The sequence below is a fragment of the Thermoleptolyngbya oregonensis NK1-22 genome (assembly GCF_032705245.1).
In the GTDB taxonomy this organism is placed as follows: domain Bacteria; phylum Cyanobacteriota; class Cyanobacteriia; order Elainellales; family Elainellaceae; genus Thermoleptolyngbya; species Thermoleptolyngbya sichuanensis.
This window is the reverse complement of the sequence record NZ_CP053540.1, coordinates 4,371,573-4,392,030: the sequence shown is the minus strand read 5'-3', so window position 1 is coordinate 4,392,030 and position 20,458 is coordinate 4,371,573. Positions and strand designations below refer to the sequence as shown.

The 20,458-nt window shown below is 56.4% G+C and carries 15 protein-coding genes; 10 read left to right on the top strand and 5 right to left on the bottom strand.

Going from position 1 to position 20,458, the window contains the following annotated elements; genetic code table 11:
- Positions 1-50: 50 nt before the first annotated feature.
- Positions 51-3,320 carry a DNA polymerase III subunit gamma/tau gene (gene dnaX / locus HNI00_RS18385; RefSeq protein ID WP_316788271.1) on the bottom strand — a complete coding sequence of 1,090 codons (3,270 nt, stop codon included), beginning with the start codon at positions 3,318-3,320 and terminating at the stop codon, positions 51-53.
- 247 nt (positions 3,321-3,567) lie between these two features.
- Here dnaX and tsaE point away from each other — a divergent pair, with 247 nt between their 5' ends.
- From tsaE to psb35, 5 genes are all read left to right on the top strand, one after another.
- Positions 3,568-4,041, top strand: coding sequence for a tRNA (adenosine(37)-N6)-threonylcarbamoyltransferase complex ATPase subunit type 1 TsaE (gene tsaE, locus HNI00_RS18380; protein ID WP_420156393.1), 474 nt, complete (start codon positions 3,568-3,570; stop codon positions 4,039-4,041).
- A gap of 1,515 nt (positions 4,042-5,556) precedes the next feature.
- Positions 5,557-6,963, top strand: coding sequence for a glycoside hydrolase 100 family protein (locus tag HNI00_RS18375; protein ID WP_316788267.1), 1,407 nt, complete (start codon positions 5,557-5,559; stop codon positions 6,961-6,963).
- Between the two features lie 56 nt (positions 6,964-7,019).
- Positions 7,020-7,493, top strand: coding sequence for a nitrate reductase associated protein (locus HNI00_RS18370; RefSeq protein ID WP_316788265.1), 474 nt, complete (start codon positions 7,020-7,022; stop codon positions 7,491-7,493).
- A gap of 558 nt (positions 7,494-8,051) precedes the next feature.
- Positions 8,052-10,649, top strand: coding sequence for a transglycosylase domain-containing protein (locus tag HNI00_RS18365; RefSeq protein ID WP_316788263.1), 2,598 nt, complete (start codon positions 8,052-8,054; stop codon positions 10,647-10,649).
- Positions 10,650-10,916: 267 nt separating this feature from the next.
- Positions 10,917-11,105, top strand: a complete 189-nt coding sequence (psb35, locus tag HNI00_RS18360) for a photosystem II assembly protein Psb35 (protein ID WP_068508175.1) — start codon at positions 10,917-10,919, stop codon at positions 11,103-11,105.
- A 187-nt stretch (positions 11,106-11,292) separates the two neighbouring features.
- Here the strand turns inward: psb35 and HNI00_RS18355 are convergent, their stop codons facing one another.
- On the bottom strand, positions 11,293-12,030 hold the full coding sequence (locus HNI00_RS18355) for a phycobilisome rod-core linker polypeptide (protein WP_172355304.1): 738 nt from the start codon (positions 12,028-12,030) through the stop codon (positions 11,293-11,295).
- A 31-nt stretch (positions 12,031-12,061) separates the two neighbouring features.
- Complete coding sequence (locus HNI00_RS18350) at positions 12,062-12,535, bottom strand: globin family protein (protein ID WP_316788259.1); 474 nt, start codon at positions 12,533-12,535, stop codon at positions 12,062-12,064.
- A 320-nt stretch (positions 12,536-12,855) separates the two neighbouring features.
- On the opposite strand from HNI00_RS18350, the gene HNI00_RS18345 reads away from it, so the two are divergent.
- Entirely contained in the window at positions 12,856-13,761 is a 906-nt protein-coding gene (locus HNI00_RS18345) for a formylglycine-generating enzyme family protein (RefSeq protein ID WP_316788256.1), read from the top strand.
- A gap of 49 nt (positions 13,762-13,810) precedes the next feature.
- Here HNI00_RS18345 and HNI00_RS18340 read toward each other — a convergent pair whose 3' ends face one another.
- Positions 13,811-14,722, bottom strand: a complete 912-nt coding sequence (locus HNI00_RS18340; RefSeq protein ID WP_316788254.1) for an alpha/beta fold hydrolase — start codon at positions 14,720-14,722, stop codon at positions 13,811-13,813.
- A 350-nt stretch (positions 14,723-15,072) separates the two neighbouring features.
- On the opposite strand from HNI00_RS18340, the gene HNI00_RS18335 reads away from it, so the two are divergent.
- The 4 genes from HNI00_RS18335 (at position 15,073) to HNI00_RS18320 (ending at position 19,809) form a co-directional block, all read left to right on the top strand.
- A complete protein-coding gene (locus HNI00_RS18335) occupies positions 15,073-16,395 on the top strand; it encodes a hypothetical protein (RefSeq protein ID WP_316788252.1) in 1,323 nt (440 codons plus the stop codon).
- Positions 16,396-16,646: 251 nt separating this feature from the next.
- Positions 16,647-17,231, top strand: a complete 585-nt coding sequence (locus HNI00_RS18330; protein ID WP_316788250.1) for a TIGR04376 family protein — start codon at positions 16,647-16,649, stop codon at positions 17,229-17,231.
- Positions 17,232-17,329: 98 nt separating this feature from the next.
- The gene (locus tag HNI00_RS18325) at positions 17,330-19,147 is read left to right on the top strand and encodes a cache domain-containing protein (RefSeq protein ID WP_316788247.1); all 1,818 of its coding nucleotides are present in this window, start codon (positions 17,330-17,332) and stop codon (positions 19,145-19,147) included.
- A gap of 89 nt (positions 19,148-19,236) precedes the next feature.
- Entirely contained in the window at positions 19,237-19,809 is a 573-nt protein-coding gene (locus tag HNI00_RS18320; protein WP_316788245.1) for a hypothetical protein, read from the top strand.
- A 66-nt stretch (positions 19,810-19,875) separates the two neighbouring features.
- Here the strand turns inward: HNI00_RS18320 and HNI00_RS18315 are convergent, their stop codons facing one another.
- Positions 19,876-20,454: a Uma2 family endonuclease gene (locus HNI00_RS18315; protein ID WP_316788244.1), complete on the bottom strand. Its 579-nt coding sequence runs from the start codon at positions 20,452-20,454 to the stop codon at positions 19,876-19,878.
- Between the last annotated feature and the right edge of the window lie 4 nt (positions 20,455-20,458).

The following is a 20,458-nucleotide window of genomic DNA, read 5'->3' as shown; positions in this document are numbered from 1 at the left end:
AAAGTCAGCCCATTGCTGAAGCAGCGGGCGATCGCCCGCCCCAAAACCTGCTAAAACGGCACATCATCCTCCTCATCTACGGCATCTGCGTCTCCAGAATCGGTGTTCGCATTGGGCAACTCTCCATCTAGATTGACCAATTGCCCATTAAACATCTGTGCCAGGCTCTTGGCCGCCCGCAGCACCTCGTCCTCGGCTTCCCAAGCTGGAATGGGGGGCGGCAGGGGTGAGACTTCGGGAAAGGGGTGGGATGGGGCGATCGCCGGAGTGGGGCGATCGGGTTCGGCAGCAGCGGGCGGCGGAGCAGTCGGAGTAGGTGGAGCAGTTGGGGCAGTCGGGGCCGTTGGCGATTGCGGTGGCGCGGCTGGCACGGGTGGCACACTAGCAGGCGCACTAGCAGGCGCACTAGCAGACCCGCTGGCGGGCGCACTGGCAGAATTGGACGCTGCCATCGCCTCACCGCCTGCGGCCACCTCCAGCGTCACGCGGATGGCTTCGTTCTGGAGCTTGGCAAAGGCTGCTTCGATATTGGGCAGCTTGCTCTTGGCCATGTTGAACAAAGGCTGCGAGTTCACGCCGATTCGCGCCGTCTGCCCGTCAAACCCCAGCAGGCGACACTGCTGCCGCAGCAGGATCGCAGTCGAAGGAGGGTGCATCAGGCTGAGAACGTCTTGCCAGATTTGGGCCAGGTCGGCGGGTGGAGAAGCAGGAGGATTGGAGGGTTGGGGAGGTGGAGCGGGGAGATCCGCCGGTGAGGACGGGGCGGGCGCGGGGGCAGGCGGGGGAGCAGCGGCCGCGGGCGAAACGACTGTCGGGGCTGGGCTGGGGGCGATCGCGGCAGGCGCAGGCGCGGGTGTGGGAGGAGTTGGCGCGGGGGCAGGTGCGGGGGCAGGCGCAGCGATGACCTTGGGCACTGCGCTTCCCGCCGACGGCAGCGACACCGCCGACGGCAGCAGTCCCATCAGCGCGACTTCAAGCCACAGGCGCGGCTGGCTGCTCTGGCGCAGGCGCGGCTCGTGTTCCTGCAAGCGCTGCTGCCCCTGTTGCAGCATCTCGATGGGCAGCGATGCGACAAACTCGCACATTTCTGCCCAGGTGTTGGGCGTGATGGCAACTAGGTCGCTGCGGCTGGGCGCGGTTTTGGCAATCAGCAGGTCGCGGTAGAAACTGGTCAGGTTTTGCAGCACGACAAGCGGTTCCCGTCCGCGATCCATCAGGCGGCGGGCGCTGTCGAGGACGGGGGCAGGCTGGTCAGCGGCGATCGCCCTCACCAGATCCAGCAAATCCCGCTCTGGCACAGCGCCCACCAGATCCCACACTTTTTCCGTGGAGATTTCGCCCTCCAGCAAGCTGAGCTGGTCGAGCAAACTCTCCGCATCGCGCAGCCCGCCCTGGGAGATTTGCGCCACCAGATGCAGCGCCTCTGGCGTGATGGGGATAGACTCGGCACGGGCGATCGCCCCCAGATGCGTCACCATTGCCTCCAGCGGAATACGGCGAAAGTCAAACCGCTGGCAGCGCGAAATAATCGTCGGCAGCACCCGCTGCGGGTCGGTCGTCGCCAACACAAACACCACATGGGGCGGCGGCTCCTCCAGCGTCTTCAGCAGAGCATTAAACGCCGCATTGCTGAGCATATGACAGTTATGAACCAATAACCCGTTGGCGACGAAGTTATGGTTGTCTTCAACCTCAATGTCATAAACTGGCTCAGCCCCACCGAGGGTCACAGATACGACCGTCTCCAAATTTGTAGTCCATTGCCGGAATGGAGAAAAGTCGCAGATCCGCCACCCATCGCCGCGCTGCATCTGCACCCAGGGCAAGGTAGTAATATTGCTTGCCGCTACGGGATCTGGTGTAAGTTCTAACCTTTGCGGAATATCCAAGCCCGATAAGCCAGTCAGCCATAAGGTAGTTTTCGTCGCCGGAGTAGCCTTCTGTGTGAATCTGGATTTGAGGACTCCCTTGGGGAGTGAGGCTGAGGGAGCCGTCGTCCAAATACCACCAGGCCAGCCCTTCAAGAGAAATTTCACCGAGCCAGCTTGCAGAGACGGTTTTTCTGCCAGTGCGACCTTTGACTCGCTCAAAGACATGGACAAGGTCTGGGTGACAGGCGGTACGACAGCAGGTCGAACGCTTGCCGTAGCCTGAGTTATTCGTGGTGTAAACCTTTGGCTGTAAACTGGCCAGCCTTGAGGCTTTGTATTCCATCCAATCCTGCTGCTGTTCTCCGTGCGTCCAGGCCAAGCGGGGAAACCTACTGTGCTTATTTGGGTAGGCAATGGAACCATCTCCCAAGAGTGTGCCGTAGACCAGTCCAAGGATTTCAGCAGAGATTGGCTCAAGCCGTTCATAGAGACGCTGGGTTCTGAGATGCCAAAGCCCGTGCCCCTTTTTGTAAGGGTGTTTTTTCCAGTAGCTCTGGATGCTCCCGATTCCTTTGCCTTTTTGCTGGAGAAACTCTGGAATATCGAGGCTTTCTCCACACCCGCATTTGCAGAGCGGGCGCAGGGATTGGGCTTGTTCCAGAATGCGTTCAAAGCTGTAGTGCCTTTGTCCGTAAGAATTGCCTTTGAACTGATGCCCACGGGCGAAACGGCGGGTGCGCCGATCGGAACCAAACTGATTGATAAGGGTGCCGCAACCGCAGGCACAGGGGATAAAATCTGAGTTCCTGGCTTGATGTCCCTTGCGGCTTTCCATCCCTGCTCAGTTCTAATTAGATGGTTTTCAGTACATCTGATCCTACGCCGAGTTGTTTGAATTTCCAAGATGTTTCGGGTGCCTTGATCGAGCCAGCGTGCTACGCGCTTGAATTCCCAGGCTTTGGCTTGCTCGTTGTAACTCAGCACCTGCTGCCCTTCGAGTGAGGGATTATCAATTCTGATGAGTCCATTTTGGGTAAGAACAAGGGAGTCTCCGGTTAAACATTCATCGACAACGTACACCTTGTAGCGACACTGGACTGGGGCAAACTGGGCCCGCTCAATCAGTTCACGAATGTTGTCTACGCCTGTATTGCTGGCGGCATCGATTTCGATCACGTCTAGCGCGGTGCCCTGGGCCACCATGCGGCAGACCTCACACTGACCGCAGGGCTTTTCGGTGGGCTGCCCGGCTTGCAGGCAGTTCAGCGATTTTGCCAAAATCCGGGCGCTGGAGGTTTTGCCTGTGCCGCGTGCCCCAGTGAACAGGTACGCCGGGGCAATCTTTTGCTGACGCAGGGCGTTGGTCAGCGTGGCGGCGATCGCCTCCTGGCCCACCAGTTCCGAAAAGGTTTGGGGACGATATTTGTGGTGCAGCGGTTCGTAGGTCACGGCGGCTAGGGGTGAACGCTCTTACTATTCTAAGGAGTCTGATCTAAGGAGTCTGATCTAAACAGTCTGAGTTCTAAACAGTCTGAGTTCTAGAGCCACTACAAGGCGGAGAACCCATGTTGACCTGTACCTCGCATAATGGGTTGCAGGCGCTAGCGAATCCTGAAGTTCCTAATATTTCTTGCCGTAATATTTCTTGCTGTACTTATAGCCGCTGCGGTTCACCATGTCTGCTCAACTGTTGCCTTTGACCCTCGACCTGCCCGATGCTGCCGCCACCCAGCGCTTGGGAGAATTTTTGGGGCGATCGCTCCCGGCGGGCAGCATTTTGCTTTTGGAAGGCGACCTCGGCGCAGGCAAAACCACGCTCGTCCAGGGCATTGGGCTTGGTTTAGGCATTTCAGACTCCATCGTCAGCCCCACGTTTACCCTCGTGAACGAATATACCGAGGGGCGCATCCCGCTCTATCACATGGATCTGTATCGACTGGAGCCAGCGGAAACAGAAGCGCTGTATCTAGACCAGTATTGGGCGGGGCAAGATTTGCCGCTGGGCATTGTTGCCATTGAATGGGCCGAACGCCTGATTGCGATGCCCACGCCAAGTCTCCATCTGGCGCTCCAGACCTCGGCCTCCGCCAAACGGCGGGCCCACCTCACTTCTGCTGGAGAATTTAACTGGGCAGCCTACCTGGGAAATCTACCAGCGCAATTTGCCTGAGCCATACGTCCAGACTCCATGACAGATGGATAAAGCTTTTATAGAAGGTTCCAATTTTGTATTGGTTCTGTAACCTTAGCGGTTCATTCAGTCAAAACGGCTACTAAAATATTATTTTAGAGATATCGGGATTTTGCGTAGGGCTTTTCTGAGAGAAAACCCTATGGCACACTTCATCTATTGATTCCTAGCGTGCCCTTTTGGGAGTGATGAGTTCGATACATCCGCCGTTTGGCCGATGTCTATCGGGTTCTCAAAGGGGGAAATGGGGAATGGGTGGAGTGATTCACTAAGCCTGTGCGCCAACGAAGTCTGTGCGAGCATCTGAATGGCGGTTTGAACTGGCGCTATGCGTGAGTTTCAGCTTGTCACCTGGACGCTGGCATACTTCTAGACCACGGTTTTGGGTGCATCTCTCAGCTCCTAAGAAAACTTACTTATGCTATTTCTGTAAAGTTGACGCTAAGATCGCCGCAAAAGAGCGATCGCAGTGTTCGAGTTTGCCAGGTCAGTAGCGTTGGTTCAGTATGGGGCCAAGCTTTGGCGATAACCTGCCAGGGTTAGCCCTTCGCTGAAGGTGGGGTTGATTAGCAGTACAAGGCACATTGCGCGATCGCCCAGTGTCCAGCAGCAGGCTTCGAAGAATTTTCTGAATTCTCTCAAGGCTGTTTCTGTTAACGGAGAGCTAGGTGGCAATGAACCGTGTCACGCTTTCAGACCAGAAATCTTGAAGCCCTTTACGGATTGTTAGGGCTGCGTTAAACGCTGTAGAGTTGCTGACTAAGGTAACCGCCTTTAAGCTGAGTCAAACGGTCGTTTTTGTAGACCCACCACGCGGCTACGGAATCGTTCTTTGCGATAGGCTTTCCGGCTTTGATGAAGTCCGAGGTCAGCTTACTTCCCTGATGGAACACGTTTTTAAGAGCGCACATTCTCCTGAGGATGTGTTCTTCTTTATAGGGGCGTGTGTCCATGGGTTTATGTTTTTGTAAGCACGTTTCCCCAAACGTGTTCTTGCAAAGACCTAACATTCGCCTGTTGCTCCTGGAAATCTGGTTGCTTTCATAGCGCTCCAAGCCGACGGGTTGCTATTTTACAAGCGCCCCGACGGTTTGCTATTTCTGGACTTTCGAGTCATCGAGTCTGTTTGCACTAGGGCAGAGGTTAGAGGATTCGAGTCCGGAGAGTCGGCTGCTTTTGCTGGATGGCTTGGGGCGATCGCCCGGAAATGGGCAACGCCTCACCGCATCTGGCTAGGCACGTCGGGGGATGCTTTTTGTAATCAAATTCCTGTGGAATAGAAAAAGCGTCTCAATCCGCTCAACCCTGCCTACATTTAGAGCCTGTAGAAGAGCCTGTAGAACCTGAGGAATTGAGGTTCAGGGCGCGTTCTCCTTTGCGCTTCCGGGACTGATCTTGACTCTGCATCTTTTTCAGTTAATTAGCTAGATGACCTGCATCGTTTACTGAGTTCACCGTTCTAAATCCTTGTTTAAGCCACTTACAGGTTAGGCAATGAAGACTACGACAAATCTTGTAACAGAAGCCTGGCAACTCTTGGAGCGGTCGATTGTGTATTACGGCGATCGCCCCGTCGGCACCGTAGCAGCTTGTGACCCCAGCGTCGAAGCCCTGAACTACGATCAGTGCTTCGTGCGGGATTTTGTGTCCTCAGCGCTAGTGTTTCTCACTCACGGCCGCCCCGAAATCGTCCGAAACTTTTTGGTGGAAACCCTGGCGCTCCAGAGCGGCGAGAAGCAGATGGACTACTTCTACGCTGGCCGGGGATTGATGCCCGCTAGTTTCAAAGTGGTCACCGCCGAAGGCAAGCAATACCTGGTGGCAGATTTCGGTGAACACGCCATTGGCCGCGTCACGCCCGTCGATTCCTGCCTCTGGTGGATTATTCTGCTGCGGGCCTATGTCAAGGCAACGGGCGACCTGGATCTGGCCCACCAGCCAGAGTTTCAGCAGGGCATCCTGTGGATTCTCAAGCTCTGCATGGCCGATCGCTTCGATATGTATCCCACCATGCTTGTCCCCGACGGCGCGTTCATGATCGACCGCCGCATGGGCGTAGATGGGCATCCGCTAGAAATCCAAACCCTGTTCTATGCGGCGCTGATGTCGGCCCGGGAACTGCTGGCTCCGGGCCCGCGCAACGATATCCACATCCAGGTCATTAACCAGCGCCTCAGCATTTTGAACTACCATATGCGCCAGTATTACTGGCTGGATGCGCGGCGGTTGAACACGATCTATCGCTATCACGGCGAAGAATTTGGCGAGGGCGCAGTCAACAAGTTCAATATCTATCCCGATTCAATTCCCGAATGGACATTCGACTGGATGCCCGATGAAGGCGGCTACCTAGCGGGCAACCTGGGCCCGGCCCGGCTGGACTTTCGCTTTTTTGCCTTGGGCAATCTGATGGCCGTCGTATCGTCGCTGACCAACGCCGAAGAGTCGCGGCAGGTGATGAACCTGATCGAGCAGCGCTGGGATGACTTGGTGGGGCAGATGCCCATGAAGATTTGCTATCCCGCTGTCGTGGATCAAGAGTGGAAGATTCTGACGGGCTGCGACCCGAAGAATGTGCCCTGGTCATATCACAATGGCGGCAGTTGGCCAATGCTGCTGTGGCTGATGGCGGCGGCCTGCCAAAAAACGGGACGGCCGGATCTGTGTCGCCGAGCCATGGCCATTGCCGAACGCCGCCTTAGCGAAGACGAGTGGCCAGAGTATTATGACGGCAAGGCCGGACGCTACGTGGGCAAGGCCTCGCGTAAGTATCAGACCTGGACGATTGCAGGCTATCTGCTGGCGCAAGATTTTCTGGACAACCCCAGCCATCTTGATCTAATCTGCTTTGACGAAGATCCGCAGTTTTTCGACTGGATGTATCGTCTGCAAGAGTTCTAGCCGACCCCAAGGCGGCGGCCTTATGCAGCTACAGACCTGACAAGGGGGCTATACGGTTGACTCAGGTTTTCCAATTTGAGCAGGATTTTGCCGATTCGTTGCGGTGCGTGCCCATGCGCGTCCGTTATAACCTCGACACCTGTGGGATAAAGCTGAAGCTGGCCCATTGGCACGCGCTGCCTTGGGGCGATCGCCAACTGCTGCTCGACTTGCCCTGCCAAAGCGAGGCAGATATCGCCGCCTATCGCCAGCGAGTGTATGACTTGGTGGCTGCCCAAGGGGGCGATCGCCCAGCCGATTTGCCCCTCGATCCGCAGCCCGCCTGGCTCAATGCACACCAAATCCCCGACTCGGTGCAGCAGCAGGGGCAGCGCGTGGGTGTGTGCCTTACAACTGAACAGTGGAGCCGCCTCGATCCGCTCCAGCGATTTGCGCTGATCAAGCTCAGCCAGTCTAGCCATGAACATCAAAATTTTCTGCCTGCGCTGCGAGAATTTGGCGTGCTAGAGATCGCTGGGTCAGAGGCATAGCGGCTGATTGAGGGCGATCGCCGGGTAACGACTGGGGCGATCGCTGGGGCAAGCCCTGGGACGAGTTTCTTGTAAATCCACCGTTGCATAACTGTCACAAAGGTTCATAGAACCCGATTTTTAGGTTAAGCTTTTGTTTGATTCATTTCTTTGGTTCGATAGATTGAAGTTGTCCTATTGCTGATAGCAAAGCAATAGTCAGCTTTCCAGGCTCAACTGTGTTCTGTGGGCTGGTTTTTATCGTTAATCGATAGATCTGGACTCATGGGTCATCTCAGGCGCGATCGCAGACGATTGGCGCTTACGTAGGTAACAATGTCATAGCAGCGTCGTGGTCATAGCAGCGTCGTAGCAGTTCGCAATGTTATAGCAGTTCATAGCAGCAGGTTACGGCGTTGGGGTATAGCGGTGGCGGGGGCAACAATCTCAGGATTTGTGGTTTTGCAAATCTTCCGGGTCTGGTTCCGCGCCACGATTGCAACCGGAGCAGTTTGATGAGTCCAAATCGGTCTTTTCCAACTTTGCTCTGTCTGTGCGGTTTCAGTGGGGAGAGTTAGCGTGACAGGTTTCTTTGATCGAGTTCAGGGCTGGGTCAAGCCAGAGGGTGATGCGCTACACAGCGGCAAGGACGACCGTCTGGCTCAAACCTCAAGCGGCTTGGGTGTCCCGTTTGCAGACGACACTTCGACGCAGGACACGCCAGCCGATCTGCCTGTAGAAGCCTCCACTCAGGCTCCTGCGGATGCGGCGGTGCCCGTTTCTCCACCCCAGCCCGACCCGGCACTCGTGGAATGGTCAAAACCCAACCCCGATCTGGAGCCGCCTAAGCGATCGCCCCGTCGGTTCTATCAGGCCTGGTATGCCTGGGTGGTGATGGCGGCTCTGGCGGGTGCAGGCGGTTTTGGCATGGCGGCCATCGATACGGTACGCCAGATCCAGAGCGAACTACCCGACCCAGAAGACGCGCTGACTTATACCCGCGATGGCTCGATGACCATCAAGGCGGCAGATGGCACGGTGCTGCAACAGCTTGGGCCCGCAACGCGAGAGGCGCTCTCGCTCGACCAGATCCCAGAGACGATGATAAACGCCTTCATCGCTGCTGAGGACAAGAACTTTTACGAACACAGTGGCGTGGACTATCGGGCGATCGCCCGGGCAGCCCTGGCAAACCTATCGGCTGGCGAAGTAGTCGAAGGGGCCAGCACCATCACCCAGCAGGTGACGCGGATCGTCTTTCTGGGGCAGGAGCGCACCCTCGACCGCAAGCTGCGAGAAGCGCTGATGGCGCACAAAATGGAAAATGAGCTAACCAAGGATCAAATCCTGGAGCGCTACCTGAACTTGGTCTATCTGGGGTCGGGCGCGTATGGCGTGGGCGATGCCGCCTGGATTTATTTCAGCAAGCCGATTGGTGAGCTTTCGCTGTCTGAAATGGCCATGATTGCTGGACTGGCCCCTGCCCCCAGCGAATACTCGCCGCTGGTAAACCCCGATCTGGCCCGCAGCCGCCGCGATATTGTGCTGGAGCGAATGTATGAGTCCGGATTCATCACCGCCGCAGAACTAGCGGAGGCAAAGGCAGCAGAAATTAAGCTAACGCCCAGCCAGCCCCGTAATCTCATTAGCCAAACGCCCCACTTTACCTCCTACATCCTCCAGCAAGAACTGCCTCAGCGCGTTAGCCCGGAGGTGTTGGAAGTGGGCGGATTGACTATCGAGACGACGCTGAACCCCAAGTGGCAAGCCATTGCTCAGGAAACGGTTGCCAAAGCCGTCGAGCGCTATGGACGATGGGAGCGGTTTTCTGAAGCGGCTTTGGTGTCTATCGACCCCCGCACAGGCGAAATCAAAGCGCTGGTAGGCGGAAAAGACCTGGTTGCGGGTCAGTTTAACCGGGCAACCCAGGCGCAGCGACAGCCCGGATCGACTTTCAAGGCTTTTGTGTATACAGCGGCGATTGCTGCTGGACTCTCCCCCTACAAGAGCTATCTGGACTCCAAGTTTGTCGTCGATGGCTACGAGGTCAAGAACTACAGCGAGCGGCACTCTGGCAACATGTCCATGCGGGATGCGCTAGCCCGTTCAATCAACGTCATCGCAGTCAAGGTGCTGCTGGATGCAGGGTTTGAACCAGTGATGGAAATTTCTAGGCGCATGGGCATTCAGTCCAAGCTGATCCCTGCCTACTCGCTGGCGCTGGGCACGCTGGAGGTCAACCTGCTGGAACTCACCAGCGCCTATGGCACTCTCGCTGCTCAAGGGAAGCACATCGAGCCACACGGCATCACGCGAATCATCGACCGCTTTGGCAACGTGATTTACGAGGCAAACTTTACGCCAGAGCAGGCTGTAGATACCGACAGCGCCAATATCATGACCTGGATGCTGCGGGGTGTAGTGAATGGTGGCACGGGCGGCAACGCAGCCCTGCGGGGCCGACCCGTCGCTGGCAAAACGGGAACCACCGATGCTAAGCGCGATCTCTGGTTCATCGGCTATATTCCTCAACTGGTGACGGGGGTATGGCTGGGCAATGACAACAACCGCCCGACGGCGGGAGCCAGCAGCACGGCTGCCCTCGTATGGCGCAACTATATGGCGCAGGCAACCGAGGGAATGCCGGTCGAGTCGTTCCCGCAGCCCAACCTGCGCGGCGATCGCAAAGGTTCCATCAAGGCAGAGCGAATTCGCCCCCGGAGAATGTTCGTTGGCCCGGCAACCGGAGGTGACTCGGAGGGAGAATCTTCTGGTTCTGGCAGCCGCTCTCGCAGTCGATCCGAGGAGGCAGCACCCGCGCGATCGCCCAGTTCTCCTGCGGCTCGCGAAGCCTCTCCAGACACCCGTTCCGAGCCTCGCAAGATTCGCAATAGTGACCCTGTGCAGGCAGCCCCATCGTCCCCCGCAGAGCCACCTGCTCGTCCACAGCCTCCAGCACCCCCTGTCGAGCCAGAGCCGCGTCCCGCAGAGCCACGTCCTGAACCCGTGCGGGTCGAGCGTCCCCAACCAGAACCCGTGGAAGCCCGCCCAGCGCCGCCACCACCGCCGCCACCGCCTGAGCGTCCCGCCCCGCCCCCTCGCCTAGAGCGGCCCCGATCCGAGCCTGCGGCCCCAGCCCCGGCCCCGGCAGAAGCGCCCCCTCCTGCAACAGAGTAATTCCTGAAGGAACCCACACCTTGCAGCTAGTTGCGGCGAAACACCCGATGCGGCTGTTCACAGGGTTGTCCCTGATCAGTCCTTGCTCAAAAACAGTGGTGTGAGGGGTCGATTCTACGGAATGATGATTTTAGGAATAGGACTTATGCAGTTGGACGATTTCTCACAGGCGCAGCCCGCGAGAAGTCGTCCAAAACCCAGAAGACTGATCGCAAGTGCGTAAGTCTGGAGGAATCTGAAATTCTGAAATATTTGGAGCTTAGGGTTATGGTGCTGTTGATGGATGTAGCCGCAGGCGGCGGTTTTCCGGTTTGGTTTACGGTGGTCTACGTGGTGGGGTTTATTGCGGCCGTCACCATCGGCTCAATCGCCTGGTATAACTCGAAGCGGCCGCCGGGTTGGGAAGCCAAGGAGCGCCCAGACATCGTTCCGAAGATCGACGAAGACCCCAAGTAGATGCGGAAAAGGTAAAGGATTGCTTAGAAGGATTGCTTGGAAGGATGGCTGAGTTCGATCGGACATCCGATAAAAAAATCCAATAAAAAATCCGATAAAAAGTCCGATAAAGAATGGGATACAACGGCATCACCGTTATACCCCACTGCATAGTAGCTGCTCCAGGGAAAGGCGGAAGGGCCAGATCTCAACTCAGGATTGCCCGCTGGAGGGCTTTTCTCTGCTGCGGCGAGAGAGAAGCGACTAGTTCCCGAACCGTAGCCGTGTCTAGTTCCTGGTTGTCTCCTCTAAGCAGCGCCAAGAAGGAGTCTGGCAAATGGTCGGCAATTCCTGGGAGCGGCGGCTCTAGGGCTTCGTCGGCCTCTGGGTGGCGGCATACGCCTGTGTCGCAGTTCAGCCCTAGCTCGTGCCAGATCAGGGTTGGCACGGCGTTGCCCCGTCGTCCTGCGTATTCCTGATTTAGCACATGGGTTTCCAGATAGGCTTTGGGCGATTCGTAGCACGACTGGGCGCGGGCATGGGGAATCGTGAACCCACCAAACGCCTTGCGATATTCTTCTGAGTCGAGCAGGGTCGAAATTAGCCCTGCTGCGCCCTGTCGGGCCAGAACGTTGCCATAGTGCTGCATTTCTTCATGGTTGAGGAGTGCCCGCCCCAAGAAATGCTTCAGACAGCGCTCTATAAATTTGTAGTTAGACGTGTTGAAGTAAAAGGCGTTGAGATATACCTCGGACTGTCCCAGTTCGCGCAGAAACCGTCGTACCCCGATCCGGTTGGCCAGAAAGTCCTTTTCCAACCGTCCCAAGATTCGCCGTTCATAGCTGTAGGGCTGGCGTTCGAGGACTTGCCGATAGATCTGCTGGAGGGCGGCTTCGCGCTCGGTCTGAGAGGAATTGGGATGAATCGAAATGGGTGTGTGTTGCATAGCGACCTCTGGAATGACCTCTAGACGTAGGCTAGGCGTGGGATTGCAGCGCTAGAACAACGCTATCCAAGTACGGAGAAATGAGCGTGTTGGCGGCGGGCGAGAGGTTGGCGGCGATCGCCTCCTGGAGATAGCGATAGGCCGTGGCGCAGTGGCTATGGCGCTTGTGGGCCATCAGGATGGTGTCGAGCCAAGACATCATCTGCTCTTTGAAAAAGGTCTCGTCATCGCGCAGCACCGAGAGGGCAATGTAGCGAACGACTTCGGTCATGTCGTATAAACAGCGCTGTCCATGCTGCTGGATTAGCTCTGGATGCACCTGCGCCAGCTTCTTGAGCGCGTGGTGAATCATTGGCGTGCTGCGATCGCGCAATTGCTGATATGCATCTAGCCGGGTCTGATAGGTTTGCACGTAGGCACTCAGGATTTGCAGTCCTCGCTGATCCAGATAAGTGCCATCAGCGTCTCGCAAACTTCGGTCTAGGGTGTGGCTAAGGGTGAGCATAGGACAAAGACCATGCGATAGAGACAAGTGGGAAAGGGCGGATGGCGATCGCCCTGCACCCTCTCAACCGCTGCGGCGCTGAGCAACTTGCCATCCTTAGGATCAGACTGCCCACTCCGCAAAACAGCCCCCCACAAAGATGTATTTCTTAATACATCCTGGGGCGGGTTCAACGGTTTGGGGGCGGGATTGCTCTGGAAATCTGAATGCGGGTCTGGTTTGCCAATGCGCGGCTGGGAGAGCCGGAGAGCGGTTCGATCGTGCCGTATTTCGATCGCGCCGTATGATGAGGGGTGTAAAGCAATCAACCCCAGTCATCGATGTTCAATCAGAGTACACCGGAACTAACGCCGGTGGAGTTTGAAGTGCTGACCCTATTGCCGACTGGCGAAGTGGGCGATCGCCGCACGGGTCGAGCCAAGCTCTGGAAAGAATCTCTGGCTGCGGGCGTAGCGCTGGAGATGGTGATCTTGCCAGGGGGCCCGTTTACGATGGGCGCACCCAGAGAAGAGGAGGGCTGGCATCCCTCGCAAGGCCCCCAGCGATCGGTTACGCTGCGGCCTTTTTCCTTGAGCAAATATCCCGTGACCCAGGCCCAGTGGCGAGCAGTGGCGGCGCTGCCCGTAGTGGGGCGATCGCTCGACCCAGACCCCGCCCATTTCAAAGGCGATCACCATCCGGTGGAGCAGGTGTCGTGGCTGGAGGCGGTGGAATTTTGCGATCGCCTCACCGCGCACACGGGCCGTCCCTACCGCTTGCCCAGCGAGGCCGAGTGGGAATACGCCTGTCGCGGCGGCACAGAGACTCCTTTTCACGTCGGCGAAACCCTCACCACCGACCTGGCAAATTACTCCGGGGTGGACTGGGAGTATCAGGGGCGACTGTGCAGCCGGGGCAGCTACGGGCAGGGGCCCCAAGGCGAAGACCGCCGCGAGACCGTGCCTGTGGGCTATTTTGCCCATGCCAATGCCTTTGGACTCTGCGACCTGCATGGCAATGTGCGTGAGTGGTGTCAGGATACCTGGCATGACACCTACGCCGGTGCGCCGACAGACGGAACCGCGTGGGAAACGGGCGGCGACCCCAAACGGCGCATACTGCGGGGCGGCTCCTGGAACGTGGGGCCCCGCAGTTGTCGGTCTGCTTTTCGGTCGCGGGCTGAGGGCGATCGCGGCCTGTATGACATTGGCTTTCGGGTCGCCTGCGGCTGGGACGGATTTGCTTGAGGTTTTCCTGAGGTTTTCCTGAGGTTCTACATCCCGGCAAGTCGCAAGCCTACGCGGGATACGGCTGCCGCAAAAAGTTGAGCAGTTCACGGTTGACTGTCTGGGGCACTTCCTGCTGAATCCAGTGGCCACAGTCGGCGATGCGAGTCAGGCGCAGCGGTGCTTTGACCAGCGCATCCAGGTTTTCCAAAAGAGATTGGCCCAGGAAATGGTCATCTTCGCCCCAGAGGACGAGGGTGGGCACGGTGACGGGCAGGGGCGATCGCCCCCATTCGCGCATCAGTCGTCGGGGCGACAGCAGTTGTCGATAGTAATTCATCGCTGCCGTCAGCACGCCTGGTTTCTCTAGCGCCGCCTGATAAATGTCCATATCTCGACGGCTAAAGGCTCCCTTGCGGACGCAGAATTCCTGCATCGCTGTGGTCACAAAGTTTCGCAGGTTTTGGCGAATTAGCCATTCCGGCAGCCCCGGCACCTGAAACGCCAGCATATACCAACTCCGCCGCAGTTGGTCGAAATTGCTCGACATCTCCTGCATCAAACGGTGGGGATGGGGCGCGTTTAGAATCGCCAGCCGATGCAGCCGCTGGGGAACGGTCTGCGCCAAGTGCCAGGCGATCGCCCCGCCCCAGTCGTGCCCAACGATATGCGCCTTTAGATAGCCCAGGTTCTCAATAATGCCCTGGATGTCGGCGCTGAGGGTATCCAGGTCGTAGCCCGCGCTGGGCTTGTCGGAATCGTTGTAGCCGCGCAGATCCGGCACGACGACTTTGAAATGTTTTGCCAGCGCTGGAATTTGGTGTCGCCAGGAATACCAGAACTCAGGAAATCCGTGCAGCAAGACCACTAGTTCGCCCTCTCCCTGCGTCACGCAGTGCAGACGAATGCGGTTTGTTTCAATAAAGCAGTGCTGCCAGCCATTGGTTTCGGGCGATCGCGGAGAGGAAAAATCGAGGGTCATGGAACGCTGCGTAGCGGAGATTACAAAAAGTACCTATTTTTTTAATTTTATGTCTGGAGGCGGAGGATGGGCCGACCGTGAATTTTCCCAGCCCTTCTTTAAGATTGGCAAACTTCTAAAAAGCGTTCCGTTTTGATGGGTTATTGCTACATTGAATAGTCATTGAATAGCTATTGAATAGCTACTGATATAGTCATTCCGCAGCCATTCCGAGTAGCCATCACAGCGGGGCTTGCTGTGCTATCGCTCAAGGGATTGCTCAGGCTCGATCCATCAGGTTTCATCGCTCGAATTGCTCCAGTCGTCTTTACGCCAGTCGTCTTTACGCCAGTCGTCATTTTGATTTCGCCATGTCTCAACCCACGTCTGCCCAGTCCCCTGCGCTAGAATCCCTGAATTCTCAAGAGCTTGCCGATCGAGAATCGAGGGCGATCGCCACGACTCGCGTTTCCGGCGCGTCGAGCGTCGCAACGGAGGCTGACCGCTTTTCCATCGAGCAATATGCCGACCAACTGATGGACGATCTGTTTAGCGACTTGAATGAAGCGCTAGAGCAGGGCAGGCCCGTTTCGACGGAACTACCGGAAGAACTAGCCGCTAGCCGCACTCCCACCCCGGTCAGCGTCACGGATGTCACGATTCCGCCTGTGCTGGCCACTGTCTCCCAGGCACAGCGGCAAGACGGCTCAACCCACGCGCCCGATGCGGGTGTGACCCGCGATCCAACCTTTGTGCCAGAGCTAAACCCAGAACCCGCGCTGATTCCTCAATTTGATCAGAGTTCTGGGCAGAGTTCTGGGCAGAGTTCTGAGCAGGTGGCCGTGGACAGCAGCCCGGAGGATGAGTTGGTTGCCGCGGCGCTCATGCCAAGACCCACTGGCGTAAAGCACAAATCGCTGGATGGGCTGCTGGCGCTGTTGGTCTGCGGATCTCTGGCGGCGGCCGTGGCGCTGTGGTATGGAATGCAGGGGCGCTGGCAGCAGGCGAATGCTCCCGACACGGCTGGCTCATCTGAGGTCGCTACCCAGCCAGCCTCGCCCGAAAACCGCGAATTTTTGGACTACATTCAGCGATCGCTCAAGGTATTGGAGCAACGGTCTGCCCGTCGTCAAGCGGAAACCGCTGGCACAGAGGGCAACTTGCCGAGCGTGGCGGTGGCGGGCAATCCAGCCGCGACCAACTCAGCCCCCACCGACCCGCTGATTGTCCCGGTTTACCGGCCGCCCGCGGACATGGCGCTTCCCGGTCGCAGCGGCGGCAACAGTGGTGGCAGCAGTGGTGGCAACAGTGGCGGCAACAGTGGCGGCAACGGATTCCCCAGTCTGCCCGGGTTCAACCTGCCGGGGCGATCGCCCGCCGTTTCCACCGTCCCGCTGCCCACAACTGCGCCAGCCGCCCCATCTGCTGCCTCATCGACCGACAGCGCGACCGATACACCCGCCGCCGCCCCCAATATCGCCGCCGTCTCGACCCATACCCTCGTCGGCATCCTGGAACTCAGCGATCCGGCCCGTTCCGCTGCCCTGTTTGAAATCAACGGCACGACCCATCGCGTGCAGGTGGGCGAACCGATTGGGGCTAGCGGCTGGACGCTCGTTTCCGTGAAGGGCAATGAGGTGATGGTGCGGCGCAACGGCGATGTGCGATCCATCTACACTGGACAGCAGTTCTGATCCCTTGATAGGGTTTGGGTGCGGTGTTTTGATGCCGAAGGCCTACTGTTTGCAAAATCGCTGCACGAGATCCCGGTGCGAAATCCCGGTGCAAAATCCCGGTGCGAAATCGCTGCACGAGATCCCGGTGCAAAATCCCGCTGCGAAATCACAGTGCGAAATCACAGTGCGAAATCACAGTGCGAAATCACAGTGCGAAATCACAGTGCGATCGCCCCAACCCTGCCCTATCCGCTCCATAGGAGTGTTCCATGAGCCTTTTTGACGACCTCAGCACGTTTCTAGAAGCCCGCCTGGACGAGTTTTTGCGCGATAACCCGCACCTAGAACTCCAAGCCATCGAGGACAACCTGCGGGATCAGGAAGAAGAAGCGATTCGCTTACTAGGTGACTTGCGGCTCAAGGAAAGTCGGCTCCAACAGGAAATCTTGAACACGGCACAGGAAGTGCAACTTTGGCACGCCCGCGTCGAAAAAGCAAAGGAAAAGGGGCGCATGGATCTGGCCCAGCCCGCCGAAGAACACGAAGCCACGCTGCTGCGCCAGGGAAATCAGCTTTGGGGACAAATGGAAGCCCTGCGCCAGCGGATTCAGGAAACCATCGACCTCCAGCGACAGATTCAGCAAAAGCGCAAGGAAGTGTCAGCCCAGGCAGCCCAGGCAAGAGCCACCCGCACCACAACCTCGGTTGACCAACAGTGGCAAACTGCTGGCTGGCAAAACTACAACGCCTCCACCCCCGGTTCGTCCTCTCCCCAAGACCTGGAAAAAGCCTTTCGCCAATGGGAAATGGATGAAGAAATCGAAGAGTTGAAACGAAATATGGGCAAGGGCTAAACTGCTGAAATCAGAATCTTAACCCGTAAAAAAGTGAATATTTGGGCTGAGTCGTTCGATTTGCAGCCTAAACTGGAATCTACGGAGCGCTAGATGCCATGCCAGTGAATCTTCCTGCTATTCCTGCCAAGTTCCGCCTCCGCACAGCGCTCGTGGTTCCCTTTGTGTTGGAAATTGCAGCAGCGGTTGGGCTGGTGGGTTACCTGTCGTTTTTGGCGGCACGGCGGGCCGTGAATGACCTGGCCTCCCAGCTTCGCACGGGCCTCTCTTCCCAGATTGAGCGCGAGCTAGAGAGCTACTTTACAGCGCCGCACGACATCAATCAGCTCAATGCGGCCGCGTTTACCCAGGGCAGCCTGGATTTCCAAAATCCCCAAAACATTGCCCAAATGCACCAGCAGGTGAGAATTTCGCCCTATATTTTTGGTACCTATTGCGGCACAGAGCAGGGGGAATTTCTGGGGGCAGGGCGCTCGGAGGTCGGCAGTAAGGAGATTCGGCTCTGGCTGACCAATATGGCTACGCGGGGTCGTTTTCTCTCCTATGAGCTAGATAGTCGGGGAAATCGTCTGGCTTTCCTCACGGAGGATGGGGAATACGATCCGCGATCGCGCCCCTGGTATCAAGATGCACTCAAGACAAGAGGGGCTGTTTGGAGCGAGATCTATTTAGACTTTGCAACTTTCTTGCCCGTGTTGACGGCTAGCCTTCCGGTATATAGCGAGGAGGGAACGGTTCTGGGGGTCTGTGCCACCGATGTGCAGCTTCCGGTGGAGTTTCGCCAGTTTCTTTCTAGCCTGAGAATTGGCAAAACGGGTAAGGCATTTGTGCTAGATCGGAAAGGGCAAATTCTCTCTAGCTCGACCGAGGAACCGCTGACGGTTGGTAAAGGGGATGAGACGCTGCTGCTGCAAGCCGTGGACAGCAGTGAGCCGCTGATTCGAGAAACGGCGCGTTTTTTGCAGCAAGAGTTTGGCGACCTTAAAGAAATCCAGCAGCCGCAGCAGCTTGATTTTTCTGTGCATGGACAGCGGCAGTTTGTGCAGGTGTTGCCGTTTCAAGACGGACGGGGACTGGACTGGCTGATTATCATCGCGGTTCCCGAAGCAGACTTTATGGACGATATCCATACCACTACTCGAAACGCGATTTGGCTGGCGCTGGGGTCGCTGGGACTGGCGATCGCCCTGGGCATCCTCACCGCCCGCTGGGTCACAAAACCCATCCAGCGAATCTCGCAGGCCTCCAATGAAGTTGCAGAAGGCGCACTCTCCCAGCACATTGCGCCCAGCGCTCTGCTAGAGCTAGATCAGCTCGCCACATCGTTTAACAGCATGGCGGATCAACTCAAGGCTTCATTCACCACTTTGGAACAAAAGAATGAGGAATTGCGGATTACTGAAGAAAACTATCGCAGCATTTTTGAAAACGCCCTAGAGGGGATTTTTCAATCTTCACCCACAGGACAGTTTCTAAAAGTGAACCCAGCGATGGCGGCAATTTATGGCTACAACTCTCCATCCGAAATGGTGAATTCTGTCACCAATATTCCAGAACAAACCTATGTCGATATTCGCGATGGTCAGCGCTTTTATCAGTTAATGAAATCTAACGGGCAGGTAAAAGGATTGGAGTATCAGGTCTATCGCAAAGACGGCAGCATTATCTGGATCGAAGAAGATGCGCGAGCCGTCTACGATAGCCAGGGCAAGCTGCTCTACTATGAAGGAATTATTCAAGACATTACGGAACGTCGCCTGCGGGAAGAAGCATTGAAGAAGCAACTGGAAGAATTGCAAATCGAAATCGACCAGAGTAAACGAGTGCAGGAAGTGAACTCAATTACCCAGAGCAGCTATTTTCAAGAGATTCAGGAAGAGTTAGCCCAGGTCGATATTGAAGAATTTTGGAAGTGATGAGAATGCGATCTAGAAGGCAGCTATGCAAGCTGTTGAGTAAATGCAAGCCGTTGGGTAAATGCAAGCCGTTGCGTAAATAGAGTGGCATGAATACTCCAGCCCATGTCGTGCTGAATTTATTGTGTTTAGGTCGGCGAGATGAAGGGCTATTCATTGCGCCGGTCATCCTTGGAGCAATCTTGCCGGACGCGCCCATGTTTGTCTTTTATTTTGTAGAGAAGGTGCTGCGAAACACGCCGGAATCGATTATCTGGTCAAAATCTTATTTTGAACCCCACTGGCAAAATTTTATTGATTTATTTAACTCGGTGCCGCTGATTTTGGTGGGGTTGCTGGTTTCGCTGTGGGGGCGATCGCCCTTTGGCACACTCCTCTTTGCGAGCATGTTGCTGCATATCGCGGGCGATTTACCGCTGCACAACGACGATGCCCATCGCCATTTTTTCCCGTTTTCCGACTGGCGGTTTCACAGCCCGGTCTCTTACTGGGACCCGCGCTACTATGGCAACTTGGTCAGCGTGATCGAAGTTTCAGCCGTGATGATCAGCAGTTTCCTCTTGTTCAACGGCTATGAAACCTGGCTGGGCAGAGGGGCGATCGCCACTACAGGCTTACTTTATCTTGCTTATTTTGGATATATCTTCGCAGTGTGGATGTAGCACTTTTAGGATGCGACCTGGAATGCGATCGCGCAGCAAGCTGGAATGCAAAACCGAATTCAACTTTCACTCGATTTTCCCTTCGTTGATTACAACATCTTCATAGAGCGCGGAAATCGTATCAGTAAAGTTGAGACTTGCTAAATGGAACGTCTCGGTGTCTGGCGTGTAGTATTGCAGCACCCATAGCCCAGCTTCATTGCGACGAAAGCACTCGACCCGCTGATGGCGCGTATTGATCAGAACATATTCTTCCAGGCTTTCCAACAGTTGATAATCTGCAAACTTATCGCCCCGATCAAACGCTTCGGTAGAGTCTGATAACACCTCCACAATCAGCCTGGGAAACTGCTTAAAGGTCTCATTTTGCTGATCGCGAGGATCGCAGGTCACCATCACGTCGGGATAGTAATAACAATTTCGCGCTTCGATGCGAGCCTTCATATCCGAAATGAAAACCCGGCAACCCGTCCCGCGCACATGTCCCCGTAATAGCGCAAAAATATTTCCTGCAATTGTTACATGGGCATCGTTCGCACCTGGCATAGCATAGATTTCGCCATCTCGATACTCGTGTTTGATCGCGCTTTGGGCTTCGAGTTGGAGATATTCTTCAGGGCTGATGAACTGGGGTGAGGCAATCATAGGG

Coding starts and splice junctions, on each gene's coding strand:
- HNI00_RS18375 (WP_316788267.1), top strand. CDS start 5,557: ATGAAGACTACGACAAATCTTGTAACAGAAGCCTGGCAACTCTTGGAG.
- psb35 (WP_068508175.1), top strand. CDS start 10,917: ATGGTGCTGTTGATGGATGTAGCCGCAGGCGGCGGTTTTCCGGTTTGG.
- HNI00_RS18355 (WP_172355304.1), bottom strand. CDS start 12,030: ATGCAACACACACCCATTTCGATTCATCCCAATTCCTCTCAGACCGAG.
- HNI00_RS18350 (WP_316788259.1), bottom strand. CDS start 12,535: ATGCTCACCCTTAGCCACACCCTAGACCGAAGTTTGCGAGACGCTGAT.
- HNI00_RS18345 (WP_316788256.1), top strand. CDS start 12,856: ATGTTCAATCAGAGTACACCGGAACTAACGCCGGTGGAGTTTGAAGTG.
- HNI00_RS18340 (WP_316788254.1), bottom strand. CDS start 14,722: ATGACCCTCGATTTTTCCTCTCCGCGATCGCCCGAAACCAATGGCTGG.
- HNI00_RS18335 (WP_316788252.1), top strand. CDS start 15,073: ATGTCTCAACCCACGTCTGCCCAGTCCCCTGCGCTAGAATCCCTGAAT.
- HNI00_RS18330 (WP_316788250.1), top strand. CDS start 16,647: ATGAGCCTTTTTGACGACCTCAGCACGTTTCTAGAAGCCCGCCTGGAC.
- HNI00_RS18325 (WP_316788247.1), top strand. CDS start 17,330: ATGCCAGTGAATCTTCCTGCTATTCCTGCCAAGTTCCGCCTCCGCACA.
- HNI00_RS18320 (WP_316788245.1), top strand. CDS start 19,237: ATGAATACTCCAGCCCATGTCGTGCTGAATTTATTGTGTTTAGGTCGG.
- HNI00_RS18315 (WP_316788244.1), bottom strand. CDS start 20,454: ATGATTGCCTCACCCCAGTTCATCAGCCCTGAAGAATATCTCCAACTC.